The sequence below is a fragment of the Bacillus sp. ISL-4 genome (genome assembly GCF_018613275.1).
Taxonomy (GTDB): domain Bacteria; phylum Bacillota; class Bacilli; order Bacillales; family DSM-1321; genus Peribacillus; species Peribacillus simplex_E.
Map to the genome: position 1 here is coordinate 54,628 of NZ_JAGGQN010000001.1, position 26,415 is coordinate 81,042.

The 26,415-nt window shown below is 37.3% G+C and carries 37 protein-coding genes and 2 pseudogenes; 9 read left to right on the forward strand and 30 right to left on the reverse strand.

Annotated features, from left to right (window positions below; all coding sequences use genetic code 11):
• Positions 1-137 precede the first annotated feature (137 nt).
• From J7J00_RS00240 to J7J00_RS00270, 7 genes are all read right to left on the reverse strand, one after another.
• Entirely contained in the window at positions 138-275 is a 138-nt protein-coding gene (locus J7J00_RS00240; protein WP_214786443.1) for an SPOR domain-containing protein, read from the reverse strand.
• 123 nt (positions 276-398) lie between these two features.
• A complete protein-coding gene (locus J7J00_RS28775) occupies positions 399-734 on the reverse strand; it encodes an N-acetylmuramoyl-L-alanine amidase (protein ID WP_214786684.1) in 336 nt (111 codons plus the stop codon).
• A gap of 79 nt (positions 735-813) precedes the next feature.
• Positions 814-1,041, reverse strand: coding sequence for a BhlA/UviB family holin-like peptide (locus tag J7J00_RS00250; RefSeq protein ID WP_214786445.1), 228 nt, complete (start codon positions 1,039-1,041; stop codon positions 814-816).
• 325 nt (positions 1,042-1,366) lie between these two features.
• Complete coding sequence (locus J7J00_RS00255) at positions 1,367-2,245, reverse strand: YitT family protein (protein WP_214786686.1); 879 nt, start codon at positions 2,243-2,245, stop codon at positions 1,367-1,369.
• Between the two features lie 111 nt (positions 2,246-2,356).
• Complete coding sequence (locus J7J00_RS00260) at positions 2,357-2,596, reverse strand: hypothetical protein (RefSeq protein WP_214786447.1); 240 nt, start codon at positions 2,594-2,596, stop codon at positions 2,357-2,359.
• 189 nt (positions 2,597-2,785) lie between these two features.
• Complete coding sequence (locus J7J00_RS00265; RefSeq protein WP_214786449.1) at positions 2,786-3,079, reverse strand: hypothetical protein; 294 nt, start codon at positions 3,077-3,079, stop codon at positions 2,786-2,788.
• Positions 3,080-3,547: 468 nt separating this feature from the next.
• Positions 3,548-3,814 carry a hypothetical protein gene (locus J7J00_RS00270; RefSeq protein WP_214786451.1) on the reverse strand — a complete coding sequence of 89 codons (267 nt, stop codon included), beginning with the start codon at positions 3,812-3,814 and terminating at the stop codon, positions 3,548-3,550.
• A 255-nt stretch (positions 3,815-4,069) separates the two neighbouring features.
• Here J7J00_RS00270 and J7J00_RS00275 point away from each other — a divergent pair, with 255 nt between their 5' ends.
• The gene (locus J7J00_RS00275) at positions 4,070-4,822 is read left to right on the forward strand and encodes an alpha/beta fold hydrolase (protein WP_214786453.1); all 753 of its coding nucleotides are present in this window, start codon (positions 4,070-4,072) and stop codon (positions 4,820-4,822) included.
• Positions 4,823-4,829: 7 nt separating this feature from the next.
• Positions 4,830-5,414, forward strand: a complete 585-nt coding sequence (locus J7J00_RS00280) for a TetR/AcrR family transcriptional regulator (RefSeq protein WP_214786455.1) — start codon at positions 4,830-4,832, stop codon at positions 5,412-5,414.
• 311 nt (positions 5,415-5,725) lie between these two features.
• On the opposite strand, the gene J7J00_RS00285 is transcribed toward J7J00_RS00280, so the two are convergent.
• Positions 5,726-7,330 (reverse strand): phosphodiester glycosidase family protein, encoded by a 1,605-nt coding sequence (locus tag J7J00_RS00285; protein WP_214786457.1) that lies wholly within the window; start codon positions 7,328-7,330, stop codon positions 5,726-5,728.
• A 276-nt stretch (positions 7,331-7,606) separates the two neighbouring features.
• Between J7J00_RS00285 and J7J00_RS00290 the strand changes: the two genes are divergently transcribed.
• Positions 7,607-7,921 (forward strand): hypothetical protein, encoded by a 315-nt coding sequence (locus J7J00_RS00290; RefSeq protein ID WP_214786459.1) that lies wholly within the window; start codon positions 7,607-7,609, stop codon positions 7,919-7,921.
• Positions 7,922-8,036: 115 nt separating this feature from the next.
• Here J7J00_RS00290 and J7J00_RS00295 read toward each other — a convergent pair whose 3' ends face one another.
• A complete protein-coding gene (locus J7J00_RS00295) occupies positions 8,037-8,999 on the reverse strand; it encodes a peptidoglycan-binding protein (protein ID WP_286201107.1) in 963 nt (320 codons plus the stop codon).
• A 166-nt stretch (positions 9,000-9,165) separates the two neighbouring features.
• On the reverse strand, positions 9,166-9,393 hold the full coding sequence (locus J7J00_RS00300; protein ID WP_214786463.1) for a hypothetical protein: 228 nt from the start codon (positions 9,391-9,393) through the stop codon (positions 9,166-9,168).
• 532 nt (positions 9,394-9,925) lie between these two features.
• On the opposite strand from J7J00_RS00300, the gene J7J00_RS00305 reads away from it, so the two are divergent.
• The 3 genes from J7J00_RS00305 to J7J00_RS00315 are packed head-to-tail and all read left to right on the forward strand — an operon-like array spanning position 9,926 to position 10,986.
• Positions 9,926-10,291 carry a DUF2089 domain-containing protein gene (locus J7J00_RS00305; protein ID WP_214786466.1) on the forward strand — a complete coding sequence of 122 codons (366 nt, stop codon included), beginning with the start codon at positions 9,926-9,928 and terminating at the stop codon, positions 10,289-10,291.
• Positions 10,292-10,304: 13 nt separating this feature from the next.
• Positions 10,305-10,694 carry an SHOCT-like domain-containing protein gene (locus J7J00_RS00310; protein ID WP_214786468.1) on the forward strand — a complete coding sequence of 130 codons (390 nt, stop codon included), beginning with the start codon at positions 10,305-10,307 and terminating at the stop codon, positions 10,692-10,694.
• A 10-nt stretch (positions 10,695-10,704) separates the two neighbouring features.
• Positions 10,705-10,986 carry a hypothetical protein gene (locus J7J00_RS00315; RefSeq protein ID WP_214786688.1) on the forward strand — a complete coding sequence of 94 codons (282 nt, stop codon included), beginning with the start codon at positions 10,705-10,707 and terminating at the stop codon, positions 10,984-10,986.
• Positions 10,987-11,613: 627 nt separating this feature from the next.
• On the opposite strand, the gene J7J00_RS00320 is transcribed toward J7J00_RS00315, so the two are convergent.
• A complete protein-coding gene (locus tag J7J00_RS00320; RefSeq protein WP_214786470.1) occupies positions 11,614-12,003 on the reverse strand; it encodes a tautomerase family protein in 390 nt (129 codons plus the stop codon).
• Between the two features lie 407 nt (positions 12,004-12,410).
• Here J7J00_RS00320 and J7J00_RS00325 point away from each other — a divergent pair, with 407 nt between their 5' ends.
• Complete coding sequence (locus tag J7J00_RS00325) at positions 12,411-13,325, forward strand: iron-hydroxamate ABC transporter substrate-binding protein (protein WP_214786472.1); 915 nt, start codon at positions 12,411-12,413, stop codon at positions 13,323-13,325.
• A gap of 92 nt (positions 13,326-13,417) precedes the next feature.
• Here the strand turns inward: J7J00_RS00325 and J7J00_RS00330 are convergent.
• The 9 genes and pseudogenes from J7J00_RS00330 to J7J00_RS00360 form a co-directional block, all read right to left on the reverse strand.
• Positions 13,418-13,582: pseudogene (locus tag J7J00_RS00330) on the reverse strand (immunity protein YezG family protein); the annotation flags it as partial.
• 31 nt (positions 13,583-13,613) lie between these two features.
• Positions 13,614-13,976: pseudogene (locus J7J00_RS00335) on the reverse strand (T6SS immunity protein Tdi1 domain-containing protein); the annotation flags it as partial.
• A 58-nt stretch (positions 13,977-14,034) separates the two neighbouring features.
• Entirely contained in the window at positions 14,035-14,541 is a 507-nt protein-coding gene (locus tag J7J00_RS00340; protein WP_214786474.1) for an Imm6 family immunity protein, read from the reverse strand.
• Positions 14,542-14,554: 13 nt separating this feature from the next.
• Positions 14,555-14,809, reverse strand: coding sequence for a hypothetical protein (locus tag J7J00_RS27760; protein ID WP_286201108.1), 255 nt, complete (start codon positions 14,807-14,809; stop codon positions 14,555-14,557).
• 93 nt (positions 14,810-14,902) lie between these two features.
• A complete protein-coding gene (locus tag J7J00_RS27765; RefSeq protein ID WP_286201109.1) occupies positions 14,903-15,229 on the reverse strand; it encodes a hypothetical protein in 327 nt (108 codons plus the stop codon).
• A 247-nt stretch (positions 15,230-15,476) separates the two neighbouring features.
• Complete coding sequence (locus tag J7J00_RS00350; RefSeq protein WP_214786476.1) at positions 15,477-15,614, reverse strand: hypothetical protein; 138 nt, start codon at positions 15,612-15,614, stop codon at positions 15,477-15,479.
• A 36-nt stretch (positions 15,615-15,650) separates the two neighbouring features.
• Positions 15,651-15,785: a hypothetical protein gene (locus tag J7J00_RS27770; protein WP_286201110.1), complete on the reverse strand. Its 135-nt coding sequence runs from the start codon at positions 15,783-15,785 to the stop codon at positions 15,651-15,653.
• 216 nt (positions 15,786-16,001) lie between these two features.
• Positions 16,002-16,340: a hypothetical protein gene (locus J7J00_RS27775; RefSeq protein ID WP_286201111.1), complete on the reverse strand. Its 339-nt coding sequence runs from the start codon at positions 16,338-16,340 to the stop codon at positions 16,002-16,004.
• Between the two features lie 176 nt (positions 16,341-16,516).
• Positions 16,517-16,855 carry a hypothetical protein gene (locus tag J7J00_RS00360; RefSeq protein ID WP_214786691.1) on the reverse strand — a complete coding sequence of 113 codons (339 nt, stop codon included), beginning with the start codon at positions 16,853-16,855 and terminating at the stop codon, positions 16,517-16,519.
• Between J7J00_RS00360 and J7J00_RS28780 the strand changes: the two genes are divergently transcribed.
• Entirely contained in the window at positions 16,773-16,970 is a 198-nt protein-coding gene (locus J7J00_RS28780) for a hypothetical protein (protein WP_214786478.1), read from the forward strand. The two genes, J7J00_RS00360 and J7J00_RS28780, sit on opposite strands and share 83 nt — an antisense overlap.
• 66 nt (positions 16,971-17,036) lie before the next feature.
• Here the strand turns inward: J7J00_RS28780 and J7J00_RS00370 are convergent, their stop codons facing one another.
• From J7J00_RS00370 to J7J00_RS00390, 5 genes are all read right to left on the reverse strand, one after another.
• Positions 17,037-17,507 (reverse strand): DUF600 domain-containing protein, encoded by a 471-nt coding sequence (locus J7J00_RS00370; protein ID WP_214786481.1) that lies wholly within the window; start codon positions 17,505-17,507, stop codon positions 17,037-17,039.
• An 11-nt stretch (positions 17,508-17,518) separates the two neighbouring features.
• Positions 17,519-19,522, reverse strand: coding sequence for a T7SS effector LXG polymorphic toxin (locus J7J00_RS00375; RefSeq protein ID WP_214786483.1), 2,004 nt, complete (start codon positions 19,520-19,522; stop codon positions 17,519-17,521).
• A complete protein-coding gene (locus J7J00_RS00380; RefSeq protein ID WP_214786485.1) occupies positions 19,519-19,809 on the reverse strand; it encodes a YwqI/YxiC family protein in 291 nt (96 codons plus the stop codon). Before J7J00_RS00380 ends, J7J00_RS00375 begins: the two co-directional genes overlap by 4 nt.
• Positions 19,809-20,237, reverse strand: coding sequence for a YwqH-like family protein (locus tag J7J00_RS00385; protein WP_098373750.1), 429 nt, complete (start codon positions 20,235-20,237; stop codon positions 19,809-19,811). Before J7J00_RS00385 ends, J7J00_RS00380 begins: the two co-directional genes overlap by 1 nt.
• Positions 20,238-20,476: 239 nt before the next feature.
• Entirely contained in the window at positions 20,477-20,725 is a 249-nt protein-coding gene (locus J7J00_RS00390) for a hypothetical protein (protein ID WP_214786487.1), read from the reverse strand.
• A 381-nt stretch (positions 20,726-21,106) separates the two neighbouring features.
• On the opposite strand from J7J00_RS00390, the gene J7J00_RS00395 reads away from it, so the two are divergent.
• A complete protein-coding gene (locus J7J00_RS00395) occupies positions 21,107-21,511 on the forward strand; it encodes a hypothetical protein (protein ID WP_098373752.1) in 405 nt (134 codons plus the stop codon).
• A gap of 173 nt (positions 21,512-21,684) precedes the next feature.
• On the opposite strand, the gene J7J00_RS00400 is transcribed toward J7J00_RS00395, so the two are convergent.
• The 5 genes from J7J00_RS00400 to J7J00_RS00420 all read right to left on the reverse strand — a co-directional run bounded on the left by J7J00_RS00400 (position 21,685) and on the right by J7J00_RS00420 (position 26,412).
• Positions 21,685-21,978 (reverse strand): hypothetical protein, encoded by a 294-nt coding sequence (locus J7J00_RS00400; RefSeq protein ID WP_098373753.1) that lies wholly within the window; start codon positions 21,976-21,978, stop codon positions 21,685-21,687.
• Between the two features lie 344 nt (positions 21,979-22,322).
• The gene (locus J7J00_RS00405; RefSeq protein ID WP_214786489.1) at positions 22,323-23,348 is read right to left on the reverse strand and encodes a serine hydrolase domain-containing protein; all 1,026 of its coding nucleotides are present in this window, start codon (positions 23,346-23,348) and stop codon (positions 22,323-22,325) included.
• Between the two features lie 116 nt (positions 23,349-23,464).
• Entirely contained in the window at positions 23,465-24,295 is an 831-nt protein-coding gene (nadE, locus tag J7J00_RS00410) for an ammonia-dependent NAD(+) synthetase (protein ID WP_214786496.1), read from the reverse strand.
• A 34-nt stretch (positions 24,296-24,329) separates the two neighbouring features.
• A complete protein-coding gene (locus J7J00_RS00415; protein ID WP_214786498.1) occupies positions 24,330-25,799 on the reverse strand; it encodes a nicotinate phosphoribosyltransferase in 1,470 nt (489 codons plus the stop codon).
• Between the two features lie 61 nt (positions 25,800-25,860).
• The gene (locus J7J00_RS00420) at positions 25,861-26,412 is read right to left on the reverse strand and encodes a cysteine hydrolase family protein (protein WP_214786500.1); all 552 of its coding nucleotides are present in this window, start codon (positions 26,410-26,412) and stop codon (positions 25,861-25,863) included.
• Positions 26,413-26,415: the final 3 nt, after the last annotated feature.

A 26,415-nucleotide genomic window follows, 5' to 3' on the forward strand; every position in this document is an offset into this window, starting at 1 on the left:
CTCCATTCTTAATTTTGATCATAGTTTATTTAATAATCCTATTATTACGTTATGCTTATACAAAAAAAGGAATAGACAAGCTTCACAAGCTAAATAGCCCTTTTAAGCAAAAAAAGAAGGAGAATACCATATTAATATTAAACAATTATAGTTGAGTATCCTTTTTTCTTCAATTCTGTTGCTAGGTTTTCGGCGTTTTTCTTATCAGAGAATGCGCCAACTTGTACCCTATGTAAAACACTTTTCTTTTCAACTGGTTTAGCTTCTTCTTTCAATTTTTCACCTGATAACGTCTCAGCAATTGCTCTACACATATTATCGAAGTTCTTTTTGTATGCATCAGCGTTAGTTTTAGTATCGACAAAGCATACTTCAATCAGAATAGCTGGTTTAGCTGTTCACTTTAGGAACCCTAAATCAGTCCGTTTCTTAGCTCCTCTGTCTTTAATTCCAAGTGCATCTGCAATTGCTTTTGATACTTTCGCAGCCAATGCTTTATTTCCGTCGCCATAATAAAGAACCTCTGTGCCTCCAGTTTCCTTTGTGCCAGCATTGAAATGTACAGATACATCTAAATCCCGACTTTTGCTATTGTGATATTTTACTATTTTATTGATATTATCCCGTTGAGTTTTTGAAGTATCATCATTAAATGTATGTACTTTACAATTTAGTTCATTTAGATATTCAGCAACTTTCGGTACTACGTTCCTTGCTTCATTAACCTCATCCAGATACCACTTGCACCACGTACTACTTTAGCGTGTCCACTTGAAATAACGAATTCATTCATTTGAAATTCCTCCCTAGTTTTTAATTCTTATTATCTTGAACAATGATTTGTTTAATTTCATTTACATCTTGAGCCAGTGTTGAGAAGGCCTGGGCATGGGCTTCAATTACATCCTGATTCTTCTCAATTACAGCTTGATAATTTGCTTCTCGTTCTTTATTAGTTTTCATTGTTGAGTACAACATCCATACGAATAAGGCTGCGAATCCACCTTCTTTTAAAAACAGGCTTAATATATCTGCTTCCATACTATCCCCCCTTTCATAGCAAAATAAAAGCCGCCCATAGAGACGACTCATTGAACTAAATATATTTTATGTTGATCACGTTTTCGTTCCTCTGTGATTCTCGCATAGCTTAATGTTGTATATTAGGACTGTTCATCTAACAGTTAATATTTTCACCTTTCAAATGTTGCTTCATATACTATCATACCGATTATATTGAAGTAATTATTCCTTGACCGGGGTTACTTTTTTTTTGACTTTGACAATCTCTATTTTTTCTAGTGATTAACACAAACAAAAGCCAACATCAAAATGTTGGCTTTGTTAATAAGTATTTTTTTATAATTTAATGAATATCTTTCTTTTTGAACCGTCCACCACGTACTTCCGCAATATTTGCAATCGCTAAGAAAGATGAAGGGTCAATCTCTTCAACAATTGTAGTTAACTTAGATTCTTCAAGTCTGGTAATTATACAAAAAATAACCTTCTTGTCCTCTCCAGAATAGGCACCTTCACCATGTAAGTATGTCACACCTCGTCCTAAGCGATTATTGATTGCATCACCTAGCTCTCTTGCTTCATCGCTAATTATCCACACTGACTTTGTTTCTTCCATTCCAGTAATAACAATGTCAATGGCTTTAGCAGCTATTACATAAGCTAAGATTGAATACATAGCTCTATCCCATGTGTAAACGAATCCGGCAGAACCAAGTATAAATACATTGATGAACATAACAATTTCGCCAACAGAAAAAGGAACTTTATTACTAATAACAATCGAGAGTATTTCTGTACCATCAAGTGCCCCACCGTTACGAATTACTATTCCTACACCGACACCTAAGAAAATGCCGCCAAATATTGTAGCAAGAAGGATGTCCTCAGTGAAGGGTGGAATAGGATGAAAATATGTTGCAAAAATAGAGAGCATTATAATCCCATATATAGTAGATATAGCAAAAGCTTTTCCAAACTGTTTATATCCCAGATATACAAATGGTAGATTCAATAGAAAAAGAAAGATTCCTAGTTTTACCCCAGTAATGTGAGAAAGCATAATTGAAATACCTGTAATGCCACCATCAATTACATTGTTGGGAATTAAAAATATTTCCAATCCCGTGGCCATTAACAAAGCGCCAATTGTAATAAGAATGGTCCGTTGGATAATTATCAAACGAGATAACTTTCTATGCTGCTTTTTTAGTGCTTCCGTCAGAAAAATCACACCTTTTATTCATTTATTTCTATTATATCCTAATATCAAATTAGGAATAAAAAATTTAAATAATAGAAGTTCTAACCTACCGCACAGTTTGTTCCAAAAGTTTTAATACAGATCAATTTCTTCGATGTTAATGTCGATATATTTTTGTTCAATGTTTAAGGCATTACTTAAGAATCCTTTTACATCCCCACCTGAGATGAAAATTTCCCCGCCAAAGTTATTATTTTCAGCCAGAAGTTTAGAAACCCTTTTATTTTCGTTAACATCAGCTAATTTTACATTTATTTGAGCAATACTATGATAATCATCTTGGTAGGAATGATCAACTAAGGCTTCAATCATTTTTAAAACCCCTTTAGTTTATTTTCATTTTAACGGATACCCCATGTCTGTAAAAGTTCAACAATCATTATCCTGCTGTAAATAATGGAGCACCTGCATCTGTAACAGTTAATTTGTAACGTGTTCCATTTGCGCTATGCATGGACGTTCCTTCAAATCCACCAACAGAATTATTTATCATTGGTTTCGTCATTGACAACCAGATGTTACTTCTACACCATACTTTTGATTTACTCCACGTACTTTATTATTATAAATACGTCCATTCTTTGAACTTGCTGATGCAACAATGGCACTACGTGTACCAACTGTTTCTGTAGTGGAATTAATGATAACATTAGAATGAACTTCTAGCCCATCCAAGCCACTCATATTAAATGCACTTCGTCCACAATTTTCCATTATATTCCCAATAATGTAATAATCCTTGGTGTACCCTAATCCCACAAAACTTTTACTTCCACCTGCAGTAGCAACACTCACATATACCATTTCATTCGTAATTCCATTAACTATGTTATCTTTAACTGATACGTTGAGTATCCCACAACAAAACGAGATGTAGTATTGGAGATATTCCCTCTAATTAATACATCTTCACAGAATGTTAGATACATAGTCTCTGTTCTCCAACTACAAGAGTTTCTGCATAATCTAACAGTTCATTAGCTTGTTCCTCATCAATTTTGTAAGGGAAATCTCCACTTAATACTTTTAATTGTGACCTTTCTAAGTCATTCAAGAACCTTTGACATGCTAATTTTGCTGTTCTCCCTGTTATCTCTTACCATTTAAAACATCGTGAGCGTACTGTATTGCCCTGTGTGTCACCTTTAATTAAGTAACTTATAATTAATCAAAAAAGACAGTGAGCTAATCTTTGCTTCTGTCTTTTCCTTTATAACTAAACAAATAGTTATTCAGTTGTTCCTTCTTCCATTGTTCCCATTGCTAATTCTCCTTTGCAGAAAAGGAACAACCATTGACTCTCATCGTTGCATTGCGTTTGGATTTCCCAATGATTATACGCGAGTTGTTGCCATTAAAACTTAGCGTCGCATCTTTTAATTCCGCTCCACGTTCAATAATTAACCGATTTTCTTCACCAGGCAATTTGATTTTACTATTCACAAACAAAATCTCATCTTCGGTATTTCCTATAAAGAGTATTTGATTATCCGTTTCTGGTTTCTGTAATATATTTGAAATGATTTCCATACTATTCGTACCCTCTTTTTCAAAGTGTTGAAAACGTGTTCATTATACATCATTTTTTACTCAACACAAAGATCGCCTAAGAAAACCTGAGGAGATTTAAATCTGAGGCCTTCGGATTTGCTATTGTTTTGCCCATTATACGGAATAGATATAAAATCTAAAATCATTCAAAATAAACTGCATTTTCTATTGACTAAACGTTCATTCAATAATAAAATAATACTGAAAATTCAGTAAAAAAATGGAGGGGTTGCATTGGATTTACATTTTGAGATTACTGGCAGTGGTCATCCTGTTGTTCTTATTCATGGTGGTGGTGCTGATTTGAGGCAATGGACATTTTTGGCTTCTCTTTTATCTAAGGATTACAAAGTTATTGCTTTTGATGGCCGTGGTGCTGGTAAATCGCCATCCCCTATAAAACATGCAAACTATGTTGACGATGTATTGGCATTAATGGATTACCTGGAACTTAATCAGGCAACGCTTATAGGCCATTCCATGGGCGGACAGATTACAACTGATTTCGCTCTTATTTACCCTGAAAGAGTTTCGAAACTTGTATTAATTGCTCCTTCTTTAACTGGTTTTCCCTATTCAAAGGAGTTTGAACAATATCATGACAAGATTTTGGAAAGTGCCCCCAATATAGATAAGATGTTGGAGCTTGCCCTTCATTCACCAACTTATCAAGTTGTTATCGATAGTCCTCACAAAGATCTCACTGTTCAAATGCTAAGGCATCATTTCGGGCGCATGCTTAAGTGGCCCGCGGATTTCTGCATGAAATGGCCTCAGCCGCCAGCAATGGAACGATTAGAAGAATTAAACCCCGAAACTTTATTTTTTATCGGCAAAAAGGACTTGGCTGACAATTTTCGAGTTGCCGATTGTTTCCGTAAGGTTCCAAACATCCGTTTCATCGAATTAGTGGATGCCGATCATATGCTGCCCCTCACCCATTCTGAAGTTTTATATAAAGAATTCACTGCCTTTATGGAGGATTGAAGTTAAAATGCCCCGTACACCCGAAGAGAATGACCGTATTCGCCAAGCATCCAAAGAAAAAATTCGTGCTGCAGCCATTGAGTTATTTATGAAACAAGGATATTACGCTACTTCTATAAGCGATATAGCCAAGAAGGCGGGTATTTCTAAAGGGTTACTCTATAACTATTACAAAGGAAAAGAAGAACTGCTTTCTGAAATGGTCGAGGCCAGAATCAGGGAAGTGGTTGAAGTCATGGAAGAAGCGTTCACCTTAAATACACCTCGTGAACAGCTTGAACATATAGTCAATGGTGCCATTGAAAATATCCACAAAAAACCGGAAGTCCATCGCTTCTATCTCCACCTGCAAACACAGCCAGAGGCTGATGAAGAGTTGATAAAATACAGTCATCTCATAACTGAAGCAAATGCTAGACAATTTGAGTTTCAATGTAAAATATTTGAAACTATAGGAGAAAAGGAACCAAGGAAACGATCATTATATTTTTCATCTGTGCTACAGGGTATTATGTTGATGATTTCCACCTATCAACAAGGGTTTCCGGTAGAAGAAATAAAAAACCAGATTATAAGGGAGTTTTGTAACTAGTCTACAGTTAACTGGGGCTATCTTGATAAAGTAAAAGGGCTAAAGTGGAGTAAAAGATTTCGTCAATTGAAAACAATCCCCATGATTAACCTTTTATTATGCCACAAGTTCAAACAATAAATAGCTTAATTCTTTGTGATCTTGGTCGGATGATCCCATTATTATTAAAAAATCTCTTCAGAAAAAAATCTGAAGAGGTTTTTTAGTTTATTCGTGACGGCCGGTTTGAACTAAAACTATTATCACTACTTAAAGGTATCTTCTAAATATATGGAAGAAGTTATTCTTTATCTCCTTTACATGTTCATCTATTATTTAACTATCAATATTCCATCGGCAATCGGGCGTTCACCTGTTGCATCAGACGGTCTTGTGACTCGGTCATTCCCAACTGTCATGGTCGTCGATCCGCCTCCGTCAAGATTGATGGCATATACGGCTCCTAATGACTTCATGACTTTTGCACTTTCTTCAAAATTTGCCCCCACACTCCATCCGGGTGCGCGTCCATCGATGGTGACAAATAATAGATTGCCATTCTCTTTTATTCCTGCAAGCGTTCTAGGATTACGACGTTCCCCAAAACGATAATAAAACCCAGGATCTTCTTCCCAGTGAAAGCCTTCCTCTACGGCATTAATGGAAATTTCTCCGTTTTCCAATAATCGAGGACCTCCGTTAATCATGCTAGTGGTTTGGTCTAATTTTAATAGCTTTCCATCCCCGATGACTTCACTCTTCACCTTAATCTTCATCCCTTGTTGGGCATGATCACGAAGCCATTCTGCCGCTTCCCCCGTTCCCGCAAGAACAGAATCGCTGCTTGGAATTATTCCCCCACGATGGTTACGAATTTCCATCACTTCCCCAGCATGATTTACTACCACTTCCACACCATCGCCCGATTCTGTCTTTTCTCCAAATACGGATGTATATTGGATAAGCTCACTTTCATCCGTACAAGTATAATCATGTTTCGGCCGTTCTGTTGTCGTATCTCCTCCAACACCGCCACAATTGCGGATGAATCCCGGCTTACGATTTAATCCATCCACTTCCCTAACCGCACCATCAGATGAAGTAGCCTGAATTGACGTGGAAACAGATGCAATGTTTGCCTTCTCTTCAACAGAAGATAAAATCAGAGCTGAACGGCCATTTATCGCTTCACTGACAAGTTGACCTTTGCTGGCGAATATACCGGCAGGATCGCCTGGTGTACCATCCTTGGCTCCAACAATAAAGTATCCAGCATTAACTCCTGCAATGGCATCATTTCTGTCAGCCATTTGGGTCAATGTTTCTTTTCCTATCACTGCATCATTTGCTAATTTAGGCACCACATGCCCTTGAAATCGATCCCGATCCACTTCAATTACGTTCACTACCCATGGTCCTGTTGTTTTCTCTCCGTCTTCACCCGTAAACACAGTCCTTAGCCCCGAATATCCCTTTTCCGATAACTTGTTTCTCATTTCGGCTGCATCCGCTTCCTGCTGATATTGGCCGATGCGAACAATGTATCCAAGTGGACCTTTTTCCCGGTCATCCAAGGCCCGATCCGGTTCCCTTATTATGCGAGCATTTTTGAAACCGTCTCTCTTTAAATTTCCCAACAATATCTTTGCCTGCTTCTGTGTTTCTAGAAATGCCACATCCACTGTGAAATAGTCTTTAGAAGATGTTTCACCACGATTGATTTTTGTATAGGTCACTCCTGGTGCTGGATTCATAGAAGTTCTTCGCTCATGCAAATTAGACGTTCCCAGCGGAAGCACATGATTTTTCATTTGCACTTGTGAGTGAACATTCAATTCTGCTTGAACTGGAGTTTCTGGAATCGCATTTACAATCATCAATGACGCTAGACTAATAGAGGCGATAGGCAAAATTGGCTTTTTCCATATTTTTTTCATCTTTTTCCTCCAATAAAGTTATGTCCTCCTTTAACTTTATTGTCTAAATGTGATGGGAAATTAAAAAGACTATTATATTTCAGTCAATTTTAAGTGAACAAAAATGAGTATAAATGCTCGATAAATATTACAATTCATAATTGTGTAAGGACGACTTTTAAATATTTTTCCTTTGTAAATCAACCTTTACTTTTAATAAAGCCTTAACCTTGCATCGCTACCAATAAGTGGATATTATAAGATATCGAGTGGGATTATCACTTTGGAGGTAAATAAATGGAGACAGTAAAAAAGAATTTGTTATTAATACCAACCATTTTGTCGGTTATCAATGTTATCTGCCTTGCTTCATTCATCATTGGACTTAGTATGATGAACTACCCAATTTCAAGGATTTTAACAGATCTTGGCTTGTTATGCCCAATTATCGCAACCTTATCATTCTTCTATTTAGTGATTAAAGTGAAGGGTATAAATCATTCCGCATTAAAGTACTTCCATATCGTAAATGCAGTTACATTTCTTGTCCCAGTATGTATTCTTACATTTCTTATACTACGTTTCTTGAACGATTGGGATATTTACATTTAAAAAAACTGCTATTATAAAAATCATTTTTTATTCATATAAAAAAAGCCCTCATTTTTAGGGCTTTTTTTCTAAGCCAATTGTATTTAAGCATTATAGTTTTATTCAATTTCATATATTATCCAAATAATTTTGCAAAGGTATTTTCACCTGCAATACCGTCTGCAGGTACTCCCTTGGCCCTTTGAAATGCCTTAACCGCTATTTCCGTTCCGCTTCCAAAAATACCATCTATGCCATGTGGATTTTGCCCTTCCAAATAAAGTGCAGCTTGAAGGATATAGGTGATATTCCCTTTTGCCCCTTCCCTAACATTAGGTGATGCCGCTTTAGTTTGGGGTCCCCATATCCCATCAACATTAATCTTTGCCCCATATTGTTTATTCAATTCGGTTTGAAAACCCTTTATCAAAGCTTTTTTAGTATTAGGACCATAATAACCATCAACATCTATTTTTGCATTATACCGGCTATTTAATGTCTTTTGGATGGACTTGATAGTCTGATTACCGCTGTCCTTTGCAGGCGTATCTTTTACAATGACTTCCGATTCAACTTGTGTTGCTGGTGGAGTGGTTCCATTCACTTTTGATATCAGTCTAGGCTTTGTTCCCGCTTTTAACTGAGAATAAGTTAGTCCGCCCGTCATATCCAAGTGCGGATAATCTTTAAAGCTTGACCAATCCCCGCCCCATGCAAAGCCCAAGGATTTACCAATAGCCGCTACTCGTTTCCATTTTGCATCAACAGTCCATATGGCATTCTTTCCATCATCACTGACTATGAAGTAATCAATGGCTAGTCCATAGTTATGGTAAGATTGACCTGGCATCGCGTTGGTCACTCTTGGTTTCGATAAATCACTATAGTTTTTTCCATTGTAGATATAACCTAGGCGACCTTGACCATATAGCTTTGCTTGCTCTTCCATAGACCGATAACCTACGCTGATTTGGACAAAAATGCCTTCTTCGTATGCCCGTTTAACCATTTCCAATGCTGATTCTTTTACGACTGGATGAATTCTGCTGCCCATATTCTTTTCCGAACGATCCAATAAAGTTTCTAATTTAACTGTCAATTTTATCACCTCCTAATATGTTATGGTACTTATTAGGAAGTGCTTGTACACCTACCTTGACGTTATAAAAAAACGCCCTTTTATGTGGACCTAGTATGGGTTCATCATCCATACAATTCTTGTGAAATAACAAAAACACAGCCCTTAATGGGACTGTGCTTTTATTTTATAATGGCTTATTTTGATTTTCTTTATCTTTATCTTTATCTTTATCTTTGCCAATAATTTTTATCAATTCATCCAGCTTTTCATTTCTTTCTTGATCTAATCTTGTCTTTGCATTGATGAATTTTATTATTTTAATTATGAAATAAACACTTAAAACAATAAGTCCCAGATAAATCAAAATCGGTATGATTGCAAAAAGCCCTATTAAGCTGCTGGCGTGGTCCATAAATAATTCCTCCTGAATGTAAAATATAGTATTATTATACAGGAAAAACAGGCTAAGAAGACCCCATTCTAAATTTAGGACGGGGGTAAAATATATTCGTTTAATTTTCGATATAAGATACTTCACTGTAGTTAAAAATATAACAATAAAGTCGTTTAAAAATCTAAGTTTTATTTAACAATAGCACCCTATTCTGGAATAACTAAAATATAGACGAAGTAATTTTCAAGTTTTAATTCATTAAATCAATGTGGAATATTAATATCAAATATCCAGGGATTAATAATCAGCATCTCAAAGTCTAAGTAATCGTGCTCATTATGTAACTGGGGATTTTTACCAAGAGGAATATCTACAATTTCAACCACGATGGTAAATATAATACTTGAATGAATAACGAAAACAGATAATCAATAATATTAAACAATAAATTAAAATCATTAATTTTTTGGATAAAAAATTTAAACTTTATTATTTATATTTTTAATTCCTTGTTATATAATCGAATCAAATAAAAGAAAGGAATTTTATTATGGCCTATAAAGTAATCACAAATTGTCCTGTTTGCAGTGAAACATTGAAAATTACAAAGTTGCAGTGCTCTCATTGTCACACCACGATTGAAAATGAGTTTGAATTATCTAAGCTCGCATCCTTATCAAAGGATCAGCTTCATTTTGTGGAAGTATTTTTAACATGCAGAGGGAATATCAAAGAAGTTGAAAAGGAAATGAGGATTTCGTATCCAACGGTTCGAGGTAAGCTAACAGACATCATTTCATCCCTTGGATATGTGCAGAAGAAGAAAAATGAAGTAGACGAGAAAAAAGTCGTCACCATGTTGGAAAATGGCGAAATCACACCAGAAGAAGCTATTAAGCTCTTAAAAGAGGAATAAGGAGGAATTTATCATGAAAGAGGAAATTACAAGAGTGTTAACAATGGTTCAAGAAGGGAAGATTGATGCAGATAAGGGAACGGAACTGATTCAAATATTAAAAGAGAAAGAAGAAACAGGTAATAAGATTTTTGAAAAACCGACTAAATATTTAGATAAAACATTAAAAATTCGTGTTGTATCAGCCGAAAATGATAACGTCACGGTCAATTTGCCTATAAAACTTGTCAAGGTAGTATTAATGGCTGGACACAGCATCGCAGCGAGTATTCCTCAATCGGAAAAATACGTTAAAGATATAAACATAAACCTTATTATTGAAGCAATCGAAAACGAATTAGATGGCCAAATAGTTGATATTAAATCGGCAAACGGGGATACCGTTTCGGTCATCATTGATTAGTGATTTGCTTATGATGCATGTAAAAGTGAAAGCAAAAGACGTTCGGTTTTCCATCCCAATTCCATATGCTTTTTTAAACATTGTTATTTCAATTTTGTCTTCAAAATTTTTTCAGCAAAATGCAAACAAATGGACAAAAGAGCACTTCGAAAGAAAAAAACTGGACTTTACCTTTCCACTAATAGACAAAAAAACGCTAAAGCCTATCGTCAAGGAACTGAAAAATTATAAAGGGGTCGTGCTAGTAGATGTCAAAGCTAAGGACGGCACTGAGGTTAAGGTTAGACTATAATTTAATATAGAATACACCGACCACTGACTGGCATTTTGATTAAATTATCCTTCCATTTAAAGAGGATTGATGTGAATAAATTTAAACAAACGTTTGTTTTAGTGGTATAAGGACATGTAATCAAACTTATAAAAATCTCATACTTAGCTAAATAGAATAACTCCATTTTGAATCAATCCTTTTTCAAAATGGGGTTTTTACATTGACTATTGAATATAGCTTAAAACACATTTTTAATCGATCTTTATTTTAAAGCTCCAAAATTGTTCTTATTAATTTTACTTATAGTGCAAAATATCACTTAAAACAGATGCAAAATATCTCCTAAAGTGACAGCTTCAGTTCCAAAAATCATCCAGCCTCCAGCACCCTTCGCCAATCCTCAGCTTTCGATTAATTTTCATTCGTTTTGTTCTATATTTTCAACCTCCAATGATTAAGCAGGCATATCCATAAGAAAGACAGCTAACTATGGTTCCTTTTATCATGGCGAAGTTGTTAAAATGTCACTCAATGTCTGGGTAGACGATGATATGAAAGATAAAAAAATCATTTGTTAATTGAATATTTCTTCATTAGTTATTTGAATGCTCTTCGTCCAAGGCAAAGGATTTAAGATAATTTTGTTTATAATTTACCATTTAAAAATTGGGCTTCTCCTAGTCCAAAACTCCAATCGGCATCACCATTGGTAACAATTGAAACCATAATATCATTTGGTTCTATTCCGCAATTTTCTCCTAACTCTTGAACCAAAACCTTATAAAAATTTTGCTTCTGATCTTCCCTTCTTTGCTTACTGGTTACACTTATTACTACTAAGTTCTTACTTCTCTCAAAACCTAACCCGGTATCTTCTATTATTAATTCATGAGCTGGATGCTGATGAACAATTTGATATCGATCTTTTTCAGGTACATCGAAAGCTTTAACAACTGCCCGGTGAGCAGCATCTAATAGATTTTTCAAAGAATCCTTGTCTCGCCCTTCTATTAAATCAAATCTAATTAATGGCATTATAAATACCCTCCAAAGTTAATATTTGATTATTTTACACTGGTGCTAGCATAAATAAGACTACTTTAGAGTTAGAACTTTTTAATATCTACTCTATACATTACCTTTTAATACTAAGTCAGGCTTTTTTTAAATCCATGTTCCCCTCGATAAATCGAATAGTATTGGATTTCGCATGCATTACAATTTAATGTGTTGACCCCTTGTTTCCTTACCCTCTTATTACTTCTTTTAGCCCCATTGCACAGATAGTTTTTTTCCTTCATTAGTATACCAGTGCCCATATTCCTTAAAAGTGTCATAGCTTTTCTCCAACCAGCCTCAAACATGTTTCTACAAGTAGGGTGATAGTTTGGTTCACGGAGTTTAGCAATCTTCCGAAAGTTATTGACAAGGAGAAAACCAGAATGAAAAAGCTATTCATACCCTCCCTGCTCTTGTTTGTACTTATTCCTAGTGCTTGCGGGAACAAAGAGACAGCGAACGAAAATAATGCATCCAAGACTAAAAAAGAAACAATAACGTATCAATCAGAAACAGGTCCTGTTGAGATTCCTAAAAACCCAAAAAGAATAATTGCTCTCTCTAATGGACCTAATGTACTCGCTTTAGAAGGTAATGTCGTCGGGATAGATCAATGGACTAATATGAATCCCCTTTTTAAAGAAAGACTAAAGGGAGTGGAAGTCGTATCAGAAGATAACCTGGAGAAAATCATTGAACTGGAACCGGACCTTATCATAGCAGGATCCGAGATGAAAAATATTGGAAAGCTAAATGAAATTGCTCCAACTGTAGTATTCACTTGGGGGAAATTAGATTATTTATCACAGCAAATAGAAATCGGTAAACTCTTAAACAAAGAAAAGGAAGCAAAAGAATGGGTTAATGATTTCAAAACACGTGCAGCATCCGCAGGAAAAGCGATACGTGCAAAAATTGGTGAAGATGCAACCGTTTCTGTAATTGAAAATGATGCTAAAGAGTTTTATGTATTCGGAAATAATTATGCACGTGGAACAGAAATATTGTATCAAGCAATGGATTTGAAAATGCCTGAAAAAGTAAAAGAAAAAGCACTTAAATCCGGCATTTATGTCCTCTCATCGGAAGTGCTTCCTGAATATACTGGAGATTATATAATCTTTAGTAATAACCCAGATGTCGTTAATTCATTTGTGGAGACCGACACATGGAAAAATATACCTTCAGTTAAGAACGATCGTATATTTGAAATAAATAGTAAAGCATCTACATACAGTGACCCAATCACTCTAGAGCATCTTCTGGAATTTTTCGAAAAATCATTTCTTAAGAAATAGTATGCAAAGCAGGAATTCTTTAAATAAGAATTCCTGCTTTCTTTTCTTTTTCAACAATGAAAAGACAAAAGACCTTAACTTTTGCGTTAAGGTCATACATAAGAACAAGCTCCTCTTGTCCTCCAATATTCATTCTTAAGGTATTCTTCTAAAATATTCTTATCATATTCAGATTCAGGTAAAAGACCTAAGCAAGTATATTCCCAAATAACCCTTCTTTCGTGATTATCTGAATCTGATAGATCTTCATAATTATAATCATAATCTTTACAACTTGATTGGTTCTCTCTATTTAATTGGTCCCATGAATTGAGTAATCAGATAAATATGTTCAATAAGTTTCACCTTTTTCAGGTTTTCCACTTTTTCTGGTCCACCTAATCCAAGGAGAGGGGTATAACCAAAACCAAAACATTCATCAAAATCTGGTTCTCCATATTTATCAACTGCTTCAGGATAAGGATTCCATTCTAATTCTTCAACAATAAAGCTATTATCATTTAAATCATCTAGAAAAAAGTCAAAACCAGCTGAAATAACATTTACATTCCCTTTTCTAAAATTTAGCAAGTTTAAATATCTTCCTTTTTCCCAAACAATTATATCGCCCATAGATGTAGCAAATAACGGAATAGCATCTTCGTTTCTTATAGCGCGTGTAAAACAAGAACTTAAAGGGAAAAAGCTGAACAGCCCTTTGTATAATTACTTATTCAATGCTAGATAAAATTTGTTTTCTTATATTTGCATCAATTTTATTATTTGAATAATTATCTTGTAAACTATCAATTAAACGATAGATCATTTCATCCGTTCCATGGTTAATTTCTAAGAAATTATTTATGAAATGATGGAATAGATCTTCATCCACTGATTCTATTGGAGCAGGTAAATATTTTTCCCCTTGCTCAATGTAAGCTTTCCAATTAGCAAAAGCAATTGCATCAATAATGCAGTTCCAAGCCTCGATCTTTAATTCGTTCTCCTCAAATTGCATTAGAATGAATAGACCTGTTTCATCAGCATTATCTAAAAATTGATAGATAGTATCTCCAGAAATGTTTTTGTTTTCAACCCATCTCCAGCATAAGTCAATTGCTTCTACTACATCTTTATACCCAGAAGAGTTCGAAATCATGCCAATAACTTTTTCAGACAAAGTTAAAAGAAATGCTACCTGTAAATCAGCGTTCAATTCATTAATTTTTTCTATCACAAACTTTTCCTCCTTATTCAATCAAAACTCCATTTTTCAAAATAAAGGATAATTTCCCAGCAGGTTTAACCCCCTCTACTGTCTCAGAAGATAACTTTATCGTTAACTCAGGGTACCTTTTACTTAGTTGCATGAATATTCCTGGTTTAACATTTGAATTAACAATTCCTTGTATACAAGTTGTACAGGCACCTTTTGGATTAGATTGATGTAAATTTAATGTACCGGTAACCTCTTCTGCCTTCAATCCTACTCTTTCAACCTCCAAAATGAATTCATTAATTACACCTTCCTCAGCATGTCTAATAGATAAAGGATGGGAAGAAGGTGACTTAATTGGCCTATTGGGCATTACTGTATCTTAATCAGGTAAACCTGCTTCTTTTCTAACTTTAGGTGAGCCACCCTCAAATATTTTACCTTCTAAACCTTTTACATCTGTTTTTCCAATAGCAATTGTTTGAGTTTCAGGAACGCCTAGTTTTATTCCAAGAGTTTCCAAATCCTCTTTCCCAATGTTAATACCCGGTTTACTTCCAGTTCCATTTGAACACTTACCACCATCACTCTTCTCCGCAAACTTCTGCACGATATCCTTAATCGTCGTTTTATCAAATATGACATGTTTATAGTTGTTTCCATACGCCGTAGCTAATTCTTCGACCCTAATCCGGAGAGGTACTTCCACCTTGCCGATTTCCCTGCCGAAGGCTTGAACCTTATGAACCTGCTTTTGCGCAAATTCCTTGCTGTAAGGGACGAATTTTGTACCACTTGCTAATTTTTTCCTACGCCACCTTGCCTGAAGTATGATTTTAAGTCCTCACGGCCTATTATCTGAGGAACCGATAGATATACATATTCTATTTCAACAATGAAAAGACCTTAACTTTTGCGTTAAGGTCATAAAAAGAACAAGCTTTACTTATCCTTCATTATTCTTTCTTGAGGTATTCTTCTAAAATCCTCTTATCATATTCAGATTCGGGTAAAAGGCCTAAACGAGTATATTCCCAAAAAACAAAGCCCACTTTTACTTCACTTTGTAAATTATCAAATAATTTATTTTCCATGAGTTCCTCCTTATATTTATTCTATTTTCCCATCTTTTAAACGAATGAGAGCAAACCATTGGTTTTAACACTGTCATCAATCTCCGATGTTACGACAATTGCTAGGTTTGGATATTTCTTGCGAACTTGATAAAATACGCCACTTTTTTCAATTGGATAAGGTTTCAGCAATCCTTTACTGCACTTATTACAAACACCTCTCGGATTAGATTGGTGAATTCTTAAAGTTCCTGTAATATCGCTTTGTTCGATTCCTGCTTTTTTGACGACAGAATCAAATTCGTTTAAAACTCCTTCTTCAGCATGCCTTGTGAACTGTGCTAATTTAGGGTTTTTTAAGTGATCATACGGGGCCCTAATATCCCTATTAGGTAAGATTTCGTCTAATTAAGGCAACCCTCCTTCTTTTCTTACTTCTGGAGATCCTCCTTTAAAAGTTAAATCTTCAAGTCCTTTGATATCTGTTCTACCCACAGCTATTGTAATAGTCTCAGGAACATTCCACTTTTTCCTTAATTCATCCAAATCAACTTTGCCAACCTCTATCTTATTTCCAGTACTACTAAGGTTCTTTGTTTCACCCGTACCCTTAGAAATATTCTCCCCTGAAACATCCTCTACTTTGCTATACTTCACCGTGAATTTCTGATATGCTTCCTTAATTATCTGCTTTTCCATCATAACTTGGCGAAGGGTTGGTCCTCCTGCGAGGGATACTTGTTCCATACTTATCCGTTTAGGGATTTCTTTTTTACCGACTGCTTCACCTATATTTTTTAACGTGGTTTTTCCTGATCTCGCTATGTCTGTTATTGTAGCTTGAACCTTCTGAACCCTGCTTTTGCGCAAATTCCCTGCTGTAAGGGACGAACTTTGTACCACTCGCTACTTTTTCAGCGATCTTAGCCACACCAGCCACACCGCCGATTCCAAGTGCCATCAACAGGCCGTTCTGGCGCTGTTCCTCGGTTAGTTTGGTTGCCGAACATGTCTTTGCCTGTGACGGCTTCGCCGAGGCCGTTGGTGGCGAGGAGTCCGTATATTCCGTATTCGGTTTTCTGGAAGAGGCTAAAGCCTTTTGTCGTTTTATAGGCATCGAGCGCGTGGTTCGCTGCGTTGAGTCCTTTGGCGGTTTTGTAGATGGCGCTGCCGCCTTTGATGGCCCGGCCGGCCCAGCCGACGGCGGGGATGAATCCAGCGGCGGCCATGGCGCCTGCTGCGATTCTTTCGGCATCGGACAGCTTGCGGCCGGTTAGTGGATCGACTCCGTTATTTGATTTGGTTGCTTTACTTTTATGTCACGTTAAACGACCACTTGCGTACACTCCCATCCCGATTTTTAATCCATATATGTGATTACTTTAACCTTAAAACAATTAAAGCAAAAAAGCCTTGAAAGGCAAAAGCCAATCAAGGTCTTATTTACAAATTCCTTTGTTTCACTTCTTCGAACCATATATCAAAGATATCATCAGGCAGTAGTTCGTCATCATTAGAATATACTAAATCATATTTGTATTGACCTTTTAAACTGTTTTGTTTCACATTATAATGTAATTTTATTTCAGTAGGCATTTCTTTATTAAATTCTTCACACTTTTTATGGATAAGTTTCAAATTTTCATTCCCGATTCTTAAAGTAGCCTTCTGTCTTTCTCTTGAAACATCATACACTACATTATGTTGACCCTCAAAGTTTTTTATTGCTTCATTTAATTGATGTTTATGAACAATCTTTCCGTTGATTTTGTAGAAAACATCAAAAACATACATTTTTGGTTCATAAGAACAATATATATATATATCATCTGCTTTATTATCGACATACTCTAAACAAATGGCCACCATATCTGATTGGTACTCTGAAAAGTAATCTTCAAATACCTTTTCCATAGCTATACCTCCTAATTCTCTATACTAATGAATCTCACACGTCCATCTATTTCATATTCTATATCGAAACCACTCGGTCTCATTTTATCCCCATCATAATTAACTTTAACATTGACGGAAACAAGTTTCCCTTCTTTTATAGCCGTAGCCCATTGATTTTCTAACTTCTTGTATTTACTCAAATTTACACTACTCGATTGAGATACAAGATTATCTAAATCAGGAGAACCTCCAAATCTATCAGCAGCTAAGTGTCCAGCATGATCTCCGGCTTCTTTTCCTGGTGTATTAGATTTATGTGGTAATCTACTTGCTCTTTCTGTTAATTTTAAGTCATCTGCATCAAACTCTATAAGTCTCCCCATGTTGTCTGTCTCATATAAATACTCATATTCTCCTGCTTGATACTTAACATTTTGTTTTAACGTTCTATCTTTATGCATATGACTTCCATCCCTAATGATACCATCTGGAACCTGACTGGTTTTATTACTCGTACCCTTAGAAATACTCTTCCCTGAAACACCCTCGACTTTACTATCCTTCACCGTAAATTTCTGATAGGCTTCCTTAATTGTCTGCTTTTCTATCACAACTTGGCGAAGGCTTGGTCCCCCTGCGAGGGATACTTGTTCCATACTTATCCGTTTAGGGATTTCTTTCTTACCTATTTCATTACCTATATTTTTTAACGTGGTTTTTCCTGATCTCGCTATGTCTGTTATTGTAGCTTGAGCCTTCTGAACCTGCCTTTGCGCAAATTCCTTGCTGTAAGGGATGAATTTTGTACCACTTGCTACTTTATCAACGACCTTGGCCGCACCTGCCACACCGCCGATTCCGAGTGCCATCAACAGCCCGTTCTGGCGCTGTTCCTCGGTTAGCTGGTTGCCGAACATGTCTTTGCCGGTGACGGCTTCGCCTAGGCCGTTGGCTGCGAGGAGTCCGTATATCCCGTATTCGGTTTTCTGAAGGAGGCTAAAGCCTTTTGTCGTTTTATAGGCATCGAGGGCATGGTTCGCTGCGTTGAGTCCTTTGGCGGTTTTGTATAGGGCGCTGCCGCCTTTGATGGCCCGGCCGGCCCAGCCAACGACGGGTATGAATCCAGCTGCTGCCATGGCGCCGGCGGCGATTCGTTCGGCATCGGACAGCTTGCGGCCCGTTACTGGATCGACTCCGATTGAGGCCCTGATAGAATCATAATATCCCGTGAATTCCCCTGTAAAGGTTTTTGTCGTATCCCAGGCTTTTTCGTACCATGGGCGGTTTTCGAGTTCTTCCATTTCTTGTTCGATTACCCGGGCTTCGGCTTGTTGTCTTTTGAAGGTTTGATAGTCTTTCATCTGACCGGCGACTTCATCCTTCACTTGATAGACGTCACTGTTCTTGAATGCCGATTGGTTGAACGTCATCGGCGAAACGGTGCCGTCCTGTTTGGTGGCATCAAGCAAGGCGCGGAAGAGGCCAACGGCCACGTTTTCCTGCCCGACGGACACATCATATTCCTCCACCAATTGCCGGTCGACATTCTCGACCTTTGTCACGGTGTCATCCAGCCTTTGTCCGGCCAGCGTGATTTTTTCATTAAAGTCCTTTTGGTCGAACATATCAAGAGGCAGGATATCGTCAATGCTGTTTAGGATCCTTTGAAGATCGTTCGCTTGTTCATCGACAAGCGACTTCGCTTGGTTGATTCCATTCGAGACTTCCCCATCTAAAAAGGGAACCTCGACCACCGTATTTCCGGATAGGTCCGCCTCATCCAGACTGGCCGGAATGCCTTCCAAAAAACTGATCTGGGTCGTGAATAGTTCCATCCAGGCGTCCGCCACCTCGATTTGCGCTTCATAGAAGCTTTTGATGGCAGTGGCTCCGGCTCCTTGAAACTCGTTGTCCAAGCCGACGATGCCCTGAAATTCCTTTTTCAGGGCTGCGACTTCCTTCTTTAGTTCTTCATATTGCTTGGCGCGCGACTTGGTTGCGGCCGTTAATGTCTTAGCTTCATATATTTTCATCGCGGCTGATACCCATGTGAAGACGTATGGGCGATTGCTTCATCCTGTTCTTTTAATAAGTCAATGTTGGCACGGGTATCTTCCACATTTTTCTGGACAATTTTAATATATTGCTCGAAGACCTTTTCCAGGTTCGTTTCCCGGTCGATCCATTTCGAGGTGAATTCCAATTTATTGCTGCCAAGCTCGCCTGCCGGCAAATTTCCAAGCGTGACTGTACCAAGTGCCGTCTTCACCTGATCGACTTGCTTCGTTACGGCAGGATGATTCAGTTTGATTGTCGTCATTAAAACAACCGCCTTTTTAAATCTGATATTTTACTTTCCAGCTGCTCAAATGCCTCTTCGCCTTTGCTCAAAAGGGAGTCGGCTTCTTGGGCTATATTCCCTGCTATGCTCAGAAGAGTATTTTCGGCATTCAGCTTTGTAATCATTGCCTCGATTTTCCATTGGTAATCGTCATAATCGTCATGAATGATACTAAACATCACATTATAGGCATCATGACGGGCTTCCTGAAATTGATCCGAGCGATTCCCTGTCCAGCTGCCACCTAGCTCAGGGTCTTTTATTTTCCTAATCTCGTTCAGACACATGCTCTGCTCTTTTATAATATCGTTTTTCGCATTTTCTAAACGTTCAATTTTCACATTCAAATCAGCTTTTTTACTGGAGATAGCAGAGTGTATATTACTCAAAATATCTGCATAAACCATGAAACTCACCTCAGAAACAGTATAATCCTACACTAAATGTCATATTTTCCTATTTAACATTATAAGGATTAAAGTCCGAGAGTTAAATAGGGAGAAATATGCTATTTTGTCAGTTAAAAGAGAAGATTGGCATAAAAAAGTTCCTACTTACCATATTCTTTATACCCTGCATTTTACCAATTTTAAACAAGTGAGCAAAATGTCATCTCATTGGAATCTCTATAAAAATTGCCCCCGCTTCATTCAAACTGCCCTAAATTGTATCTGTGCAACAAATCATCCCGAACAAACTCCCTGCAAGTGGAAGATAGATGTGACCGCTCAGGATGTATCAAATCCCCAAAAGGCAAATCACCGACAAACTTAACTTCGCCTTCAAAATCCTGTCCGGATTCACCATCAAAACCGATGACTTTCACAAAGTAGGTTTTGTGACCGGTTTTCATAAAATCAATTACCGTTAACACATGATTATGTACATCATTCATTCTTTTTTCCTCCAACCATGAAAGCATTAAGTAAAGATATTTTTTACTAGCATTATATTTAAGAAACCGATCAAAACAACCATGGCTAAGATCGCTTAAGGCATTAAAACATTGGAAATAGACACACCTACTTTCCATGAATCGCTTATACTTTATTTTTTTATGTATTTTGGTTGATCTATTAACTATAATCTTAGTTAAACTGACGTTAAATGTCCTGACTTCCCAATTCATTCACTTATGCTTTTTTTACGTTACCCGGAATATACTTCCCTTAGTATGTCTATGTTTTCATAATACTTCCATCAAAGGTTAGTCTGGCCCCCCCTCTTCTATATAGATTTATAACCTGCTATAATCTAAGGATTGGAGGTGTGAAAAATGAAAGAAATCATCCAGATATTAGCTGAAATCGTCAATAATCTTCACGATTTCATCCTATTCTTTGTGAGTGACACATTAAATTCAAATGCAACGGACAAAGATTTGCATTTTTGGATAATGGGAATCATAGGTATCATCATATTTTTGTTCGTGTTATTTTTATCTAATTTAATTTCCCGGATGCGTTTTGGGATAACGATACTCTCTTTCCTTTATACCTTTACAGTCATGGTTGTTTTAGTATTTGCCATTGAAATACAGCAAGCCCTTACCAGCAGGGGGAATATGGAGTTTCAAGATGCGGCGGTAGGCCTTTGGGGGTTCATCGTATTTTTCATGATTTTTGCTGTACTATCATCCATATTCCTTTTGGTGAAGAATTTTTTCAAGCAATCAAAATAAAGGTAACGATAGGTCACCTTGCTTAAAACATTCCATTCCAAATGGCCTTTAATAACTTGAAATTCGGATTTTGTATTGGCGGGAATGATAAACTCTCTGTAGCATCATCTTAACCGGAAGTAAGGATACAGAGAAGAAAATTTGATTCGGGGTAAATAAGCATATACTATCAATTACTTCGGATCACTTTCATTGAATAAATCAATGCTAAACAGATTGAAAGAATCGTCGTCATTAATACGTTCCTGGTCATTTCCGGATATATCAGGACTATTTTCCCTGCGACGGCGATTTACTTCCCTTAATTCCGCTTCCAGAAATTCCGCTTGATCGTGGGAAAGCTTGATCGTGATTTCATTATTTTGATCATCTGCAGCTTTCAAGAGGACATAACTATCCGCCGCATTACGTAAAGTCACATTGCTTACTGTTAAGTTCATGTTCGCGAGTTCATATCTTGCCTTCATAAATTAAAAAGAACCTCCATCGGAAAATACCGGTTAAAATAATGTTATATTAAATATACTCTACTTCAAGATATCTAAATATACAAATTCTTTGTTTGAAAAAGCCTTGATACCTAAAGAAATCTGCCTCCTTAAAAGTTCTTCCCAAGACAAGAAATGTGCCGCGTCTTGAATAAAGATACAGGTGAATTATCTTTACTTGAAAATCCAGAAGTTCTGTAAACAATGGAGCAATTGAAAGCGAATTCGTCCCTTTCTTCAATCTAAAACAGGTTCTCCATGAATGAATTCACATGGACTATAAACAAAGGGAACCTTCACAAGCAGAAAGGTTCTATTTGTTTTTATAATTCTTTCTCAATCGCGCAAGTAATATGGTATGGACCCGTGCTTTCATTTGAAGTAATGACGGTTTTCAATCGATTTGCCGGATATACCGCAGAATTGAAACTTACACCCGGGTCATACCCCATAAGATGATATTTGAAAATCGCTTCATTTTTTTTACTTATCCATATGCCATATCCATAGTATTCCCCTTCATCTTCCGTAGCAATATGGGGCTTCAATAAAAGATTGGTATATGCTTCATTCAGTAATTGATTGGAAAATAACCCCTCCCAAAACCTGAACATATCTGATGTTGTAATATACGCACCTCCATCCGCACCGCCTTTGATCGGAAGGGAATAAACATTTGTTCTCCATGCTCCATTTTCTTCGTCAATGTACCCTAATGCAGTATTTTTAGGAAGCTGGTCCATGGAAAAATAACCGGAATTTTTCATTTCACAAGGCAGAAAGTTGTTCTTGTCTATATATTCGGAAAATTCAAGTCCAGTTAGTTCCTCAACAATCAATCCTAATAAAATATAGCCTGCATTATTGTAATGAAATCTTTCCCCGGGTTCGAAAATCATCACCTCATCTTGAAACATTGGCAGGAAATCTTTTAATCTTTTTATATGGTACATCGGATTTTTCTGCCAAAGCTCTTCAAAATCCTCCATCACTTCTTCATCAAAGTAATCAGGAATGCCCGAAGTGTGTGTTAAGAGGTGATGTATGGTTACATTTTGGTTAAAATCAGGAAACACGATCGGAAGACAGTCTTTAAGCTTAGAATCGAACCTAAGTTTCCCTTTTTGTATTAACTGGCAAATGGCTATCGCCGTAAACATTTTACACCCAGAAGCAATTCCAAACTTTGTTTCGGTCGTATTCATGATTTCATCCGCTCGATTGGAATAGCCATGTGCCGAGCTATGGATCAGATCTTCTCCTGCTTTCACACCGATTACACCCGAGAATTCCATTTCCTTGCTCGTTTTTTCAATAATCCTGGATAAATCCATATGTTGAGTCGACATTTATTTTTCCCCTTTGCCGGTAAAATTTCAATACTGATGTGTTGGCCAAGTTGCTCGTTATGTTCTTGCAAAAAAACCCGCATCTTATGTGATGCGGGAAAACTTATCAGCTTCTTTTATTTCCACCAAGTATCATAAACGTTAATGGCTTCATTGCGTTTATGTTCGGTTTTAGTATACCAACCTTCGATGATTTCAGCAGCTTCCGTTCTGATTTCCTTGCCTTCAAGGTAATCATCGATTTCATCGTAGCTAACGCCTAAAGCCGCTTCATCAGGAAGTAACGGTTTGTCATCTTCTAAATCGGCCGTTGGTATTTTCGTATAAAGACGCTCAGGTGCACCGATGAATTTCAGGATTTCTTTTCCTTGCCTTTTATTTAATCGGTATAATGGAATGATATCCGCTGCGCCGTCACCATGTTTCGTAAAGAAACCTGTGATCGCTTCTGCTGCATGGTCCGTACCAAGCACGACGCCTTTATAAAGTCCGGCTAAATCATATTGTACCTTCATTCGCTCACGTGCTTTAACATTTCCCCTTAAGAAATTCGTTAGCTTTTCAGAAACTGCTTCTTCCACAGCTTTTACTGATGCATCCACCGCTTCCTTGATGTTGACTGTAACCGTTTGGCTTGGCTTGATGAATTTTAAAGCAAGCTGCCTGTCATCTTCATCAGCCTGTACTCCATATGGCAAGCTTACAGCAACAAACTTATAGTCGCTGCCATTCGTTTCTTCATTCAATTCATTGACAGCGGTTTGGGCAATATACCCCGCCAGTGTTGAATCTTGCCCTCCAGATATTCCAAGTACTAAGCTTTTCAGAAACGTATTTTTCTTCATATACCCTTTTAATAGATCAACACTTTTCCTGAATTCGACTTCAGGATCGATCGTTGGTTGGACAAGTAATTTTTTTACGATTTCTTTTTGTAATGGACGCATTGGCAAAGCCCCGCTTTCTAATAAAATAGGATTGTCATTTCGTTAGCATTCTTTCTACATTGGCTTTAACTTCATCTATATTCCTCATTTTATTATCCCAACAATCCTGGCTTAGATCTACCGGGTATTCTTCAGGATTAAGTGCACGCAGGTACTCCGGCCATAATACTTGGAGATTTTTTTGCGTGAATGCCTTAATCTCGTCTATGGTTGGCAATTCATAAATCAAACTTCCATCCTTGAAAATATCCACATGCAGATCAACCGCATCGAAATCCGTGACGAATTTACTTAGGAAGGTATGGACAGGATGAAACATTTTTAATTTTTCCTGTTCCTGCGGCTTCTCATATTCCATTGCCAAATAATCACCTTCAGCATGATGGTTCACTTTATTGATGATACGATATACTCGTTTTAAGCCAGGTGTCGTAACCTTTTCTGGGTTAGAAGAAATTTTGATGGTATCTCTCATATTCCCATCTTCACCCTCTATTGAAACCATTTTATAAACGGCACCGAGCGCTGGCTGGTCATAAGCCGTAATCAATTTGGTTCCGATGCCCCAAATGTCAATTCTTGCTCCTTGTTGTTTCAGGTTGATGATCGTATATTCATCCAAGTCATTTGAAGCGACAATCTTCGCATCATGGAACCCTGCTGCATCAAGCATACGTCGTGCTTCTTTTGATAAGTAAGCTAAATCACCGCTGTCAAGACGGACGCCAATGAAATTAATTTTATCGCCCAGTTCCTTGGCAACACGGATTGCATTCGGGATGCCAGAACGCAATGTATCATAAGTATCAACCAAGAATACACAGTCTTTATGGGAAACAGCGTATTTATGAAAAGCCGTATATTCATCTTTATAAGCTTGGATCATGGAATGTGCATGCGTTCCTGAAACCGGAATGCCGAACAGTTTTCCAGCACGTACATTACTAGTGGAATCAAAGCCAGCAATATAGGCAGCTCTCGCTCCCCAAATTGCAGCATCCATTTCTTGCGCCCGCCTTGAACCGAATTCAAGGGCAGATTCTTCACCGATGACCTGTTTGATGCGCGAAGCTTTTGTTGCCACGAGTGTGTGAAAGTTCACAATGTTAAGCAGCGCAGTTTCAATGAGTTGAGCTTCACCGAGCGGTGCCTCCACCCGTAAAATCGGTTCATTGCCGAAGACAAGCTCTCCCTCTTTCATACAGCGGATCGCTCCCGTGAAACGGATGTTTCGCAAATAATCCAAAAATTCTTCATCATAGTGCAGATCATTTTTTAAATAGTCGATATCACTTTCCGAGAAGGAAAAGTTTTGAAGGTAATGGACAATTTTTTCAAGTCCAGCAAAAATCGCATATCCGCTGTTAAATGGAAGCTTTCTGAAAAATATTTCGAAAACTGCCTTTCGGTTATGTGTTTTGTCCTGCCAATAAGTTTGGGCCATATTGATTTGGTAAAGATCAGTGTGTAATGCGTAACTGTCGTCGTTGTACTTTTTTTCCATGGATAGTTCCTCCCAAAAGAGAAGCATTCGCTTCCCTTCTATTCTGTTGAGTTAATGAATATTATAGAATGGTTGCTCCAAGAGATCCTTTAAAATGTCCAAGCGCCCAATGGTGACCGGCATCATTGAACGAGGCCACTGCATTTTCATATACAAAGATTTTATAGCCTAGATTATAAGCGTCGATTGCCGTATGCAAAATACAGATATCTGTACAAACCCCGACTAAATATACATCGGTAATGTGACGTTCCCGCAGGCGGATATCAAGGTCCGTTCCTGCAAAGGCCGAATAACGTGTTTTATCTATATAATGAACATTCTTTTGATTTTTATTTGTTTCATATTCCTCTTTTAACGCCCCGTATAGGTCTCTACCCATTGTACCGCTAATATTATGCGGTGGAAACAAATTCGATTCGGGATGTAAGCGGTCTCCTTCTTCATGTAAATCAATCGCGAAGACCGTGTATTCACCTTGTTCGATAAAACCCTTGGTAATACTGACAAGAGCCTTCTCGATATCCTGGCCTGGCTTCCCGCAGGTCAATGAACCCCCGTCTGCCACGAAGTCATACGTATAATCTATATTGATCAATGCCTTTTTTTCCATAGC

Coding starts and splice junctions, on each gene's coding strand:
- J7J00_RS00250 (WP_214786445.1), bottom strand. CDS start 1,041: ATGGAAGCAGATATATTAAGCCTGTTTTTAAAAGAAGGTGGATTCGCA.
- J7J00_RS00260 (WP_214786447.1), bottom strand. CDS start 2,596: ATGATTGAAGCCTTAGTTGATCATTCCTACCAAGATGATTATCATAGT.
- J7J00_RS00270 (WP_214786451.1), bottom strand. CDS start 3,814: ATGGAAATCATTTCAAATATATTACAGAAACCAGAAACGGATAATCAA.
- J7J00_RS00280 (WP_214786455.1), top strand. CDS start 4,830: ATGCCCCGTACACCCGAAGAGAATGACCGTATTCGCCAAGCATCCAAA.
- J7J00_RS00285 (WP_214786457.1), bottom strand. CDS start 7,330: ATGAAAAAAATATGGAAAAAGCCAATTTTGCCTATCGCCTCTATTAGT.
- J7J00_RS00290 (WP_214786459.1), top strand. CDS start 7,607: ATGGAGACAGTAAAAAAGAATTTGTTATTAATACCAACCATTTTGTCG.
- J7J00_RS00300 (WP_214786463.1), bottom strand. CDS start 9,393: ATGGACCACGCCAGCAGCTTAATAGGGCTTTTTGCAATCATACCGATT.
- J7J00_RS00305 (WP_214786466.1), top strand. CDS start 9,926: ATGGCCTATAAAGTAATCACAAATTGTCCTGTTTGCAGTGAAACATTG.
- J7J00_RS00310 (WP_214786468.1), top strand. CDS start 10,305: ATGAAAGAGGAAATTACAAGAGTGTTAACAATGGTTCAAGAAGGGAAG.
- J7J00_RS00315 (WP_214786688.1), top strand. CDS start 10,705: ATGATGCATGTAAAAGTGAAAGCAAAAGACGTTCGGTTTTCCATCCCA.
- J7J00_RS00320 (WP_214786470.1), bottom strand. CDS start 12,003: ATGCCATTAATTAGATTTGATTTAATAGAAGGGCGAGACAAGGATTCT.
- J7J00_RS00325 (WP_214786472.1), top strand. CDS start 12,411: ATGAAAAAGCTATTCATACCCTCCCTGCTCTTGTTTGTACTTATTCCT.
- J7J00_RS00350 (WP_214786476.1), bottom strand. CDS start 15,614: ATGGAAAATAAATTATTTGATAATTTACAAAGTGAAGTAAAAGTGGGC.
- J7J00_RS27775 (WP_286201111.1), bottom strand. CDS start 16,340: ATGGAACAAGTATCCCTCGCAGGAGGACCAACCCTTCGCCAAGTTATG.
- J7J00_RS28780 (WP_214786478.1), top strand. CDS start 16,773: ATGGCCCGGCCGGCCCAGCCGACGGCGGGGATGAATCCAGCGGCGGCC.
- J7J00_RS00370 (WP_214786481.1), bottom strand. CDS start 17,507: ATGGAAAAGGTATTTGAAGATTACTTTTCAGAGTACCAATCAGATATG.
- J7J00_RS00375 (WP_214786483.1), bottom strand. CDS start 19,522: ATGAAAATATATGAAGCTAAGACATTAACGGCCGCAACCAAGTCGCGC.
- J7J00_RS00380 (WP_214786485.1), bottom strand. CDS start 19,809: ATGACGACAATCAAACTGAATCATCCTGCCGTAACGAAGCAAGTCGAT.
- J7J00_RS00385 (WP_098373750.1), bottom strand. CDS start 20,237: ATGGTTTATGCAGATATTTTGAGTAATATACACTCTGCTATCTCCAGT.
- J7J00_RS00390 (WP_214786487.1), bottom strand. CDS start 20,725: ATGAATGATGTACATAATCATGTGTTAACGGTAATTGATTTTATGAAA.
- J7J00_RS00395 (WP_098373752.1), top strand. CDS start 21,107: ATGAAAGAAATCATCCAGATATTAGCTGAAATCGTCAATAATCTTCAC.
- J7J00_RS00400 (WP_098373753.1), bottom strand. CDS start 21,978: ATGAAGGCAAGATATGAACTCGCGAACATGAACTTAACAGTAAGCAAT.
- J7J00_RS00405 (WP_214786489.1), bottom strand. CDS start 23,348: ATGTCGACTCAACATATGGATTTATCCAGGATTATTGAAAAAACGAGC.
- nadE (WP_214786496.1), bottom strand. CDS start 24,295: ATGCGTCCATTACAAAAAGAAATCGTAAAAAAATTACTTGTCCAACCA.
- J7J00_RS00415 (WP_214786498.1), bottom strand. CDS start 25,799: ATGGAAAAAAAGTACAACGACGACAGTTACGCATTACACACTGATCTT.
- J7J00_RS00420 (WP_214786500.1), bottom strand. CDS start 26,412: ATGGAAAAAAAGGCATTGATCAATATAGATTATACGTATGACTTCGTG.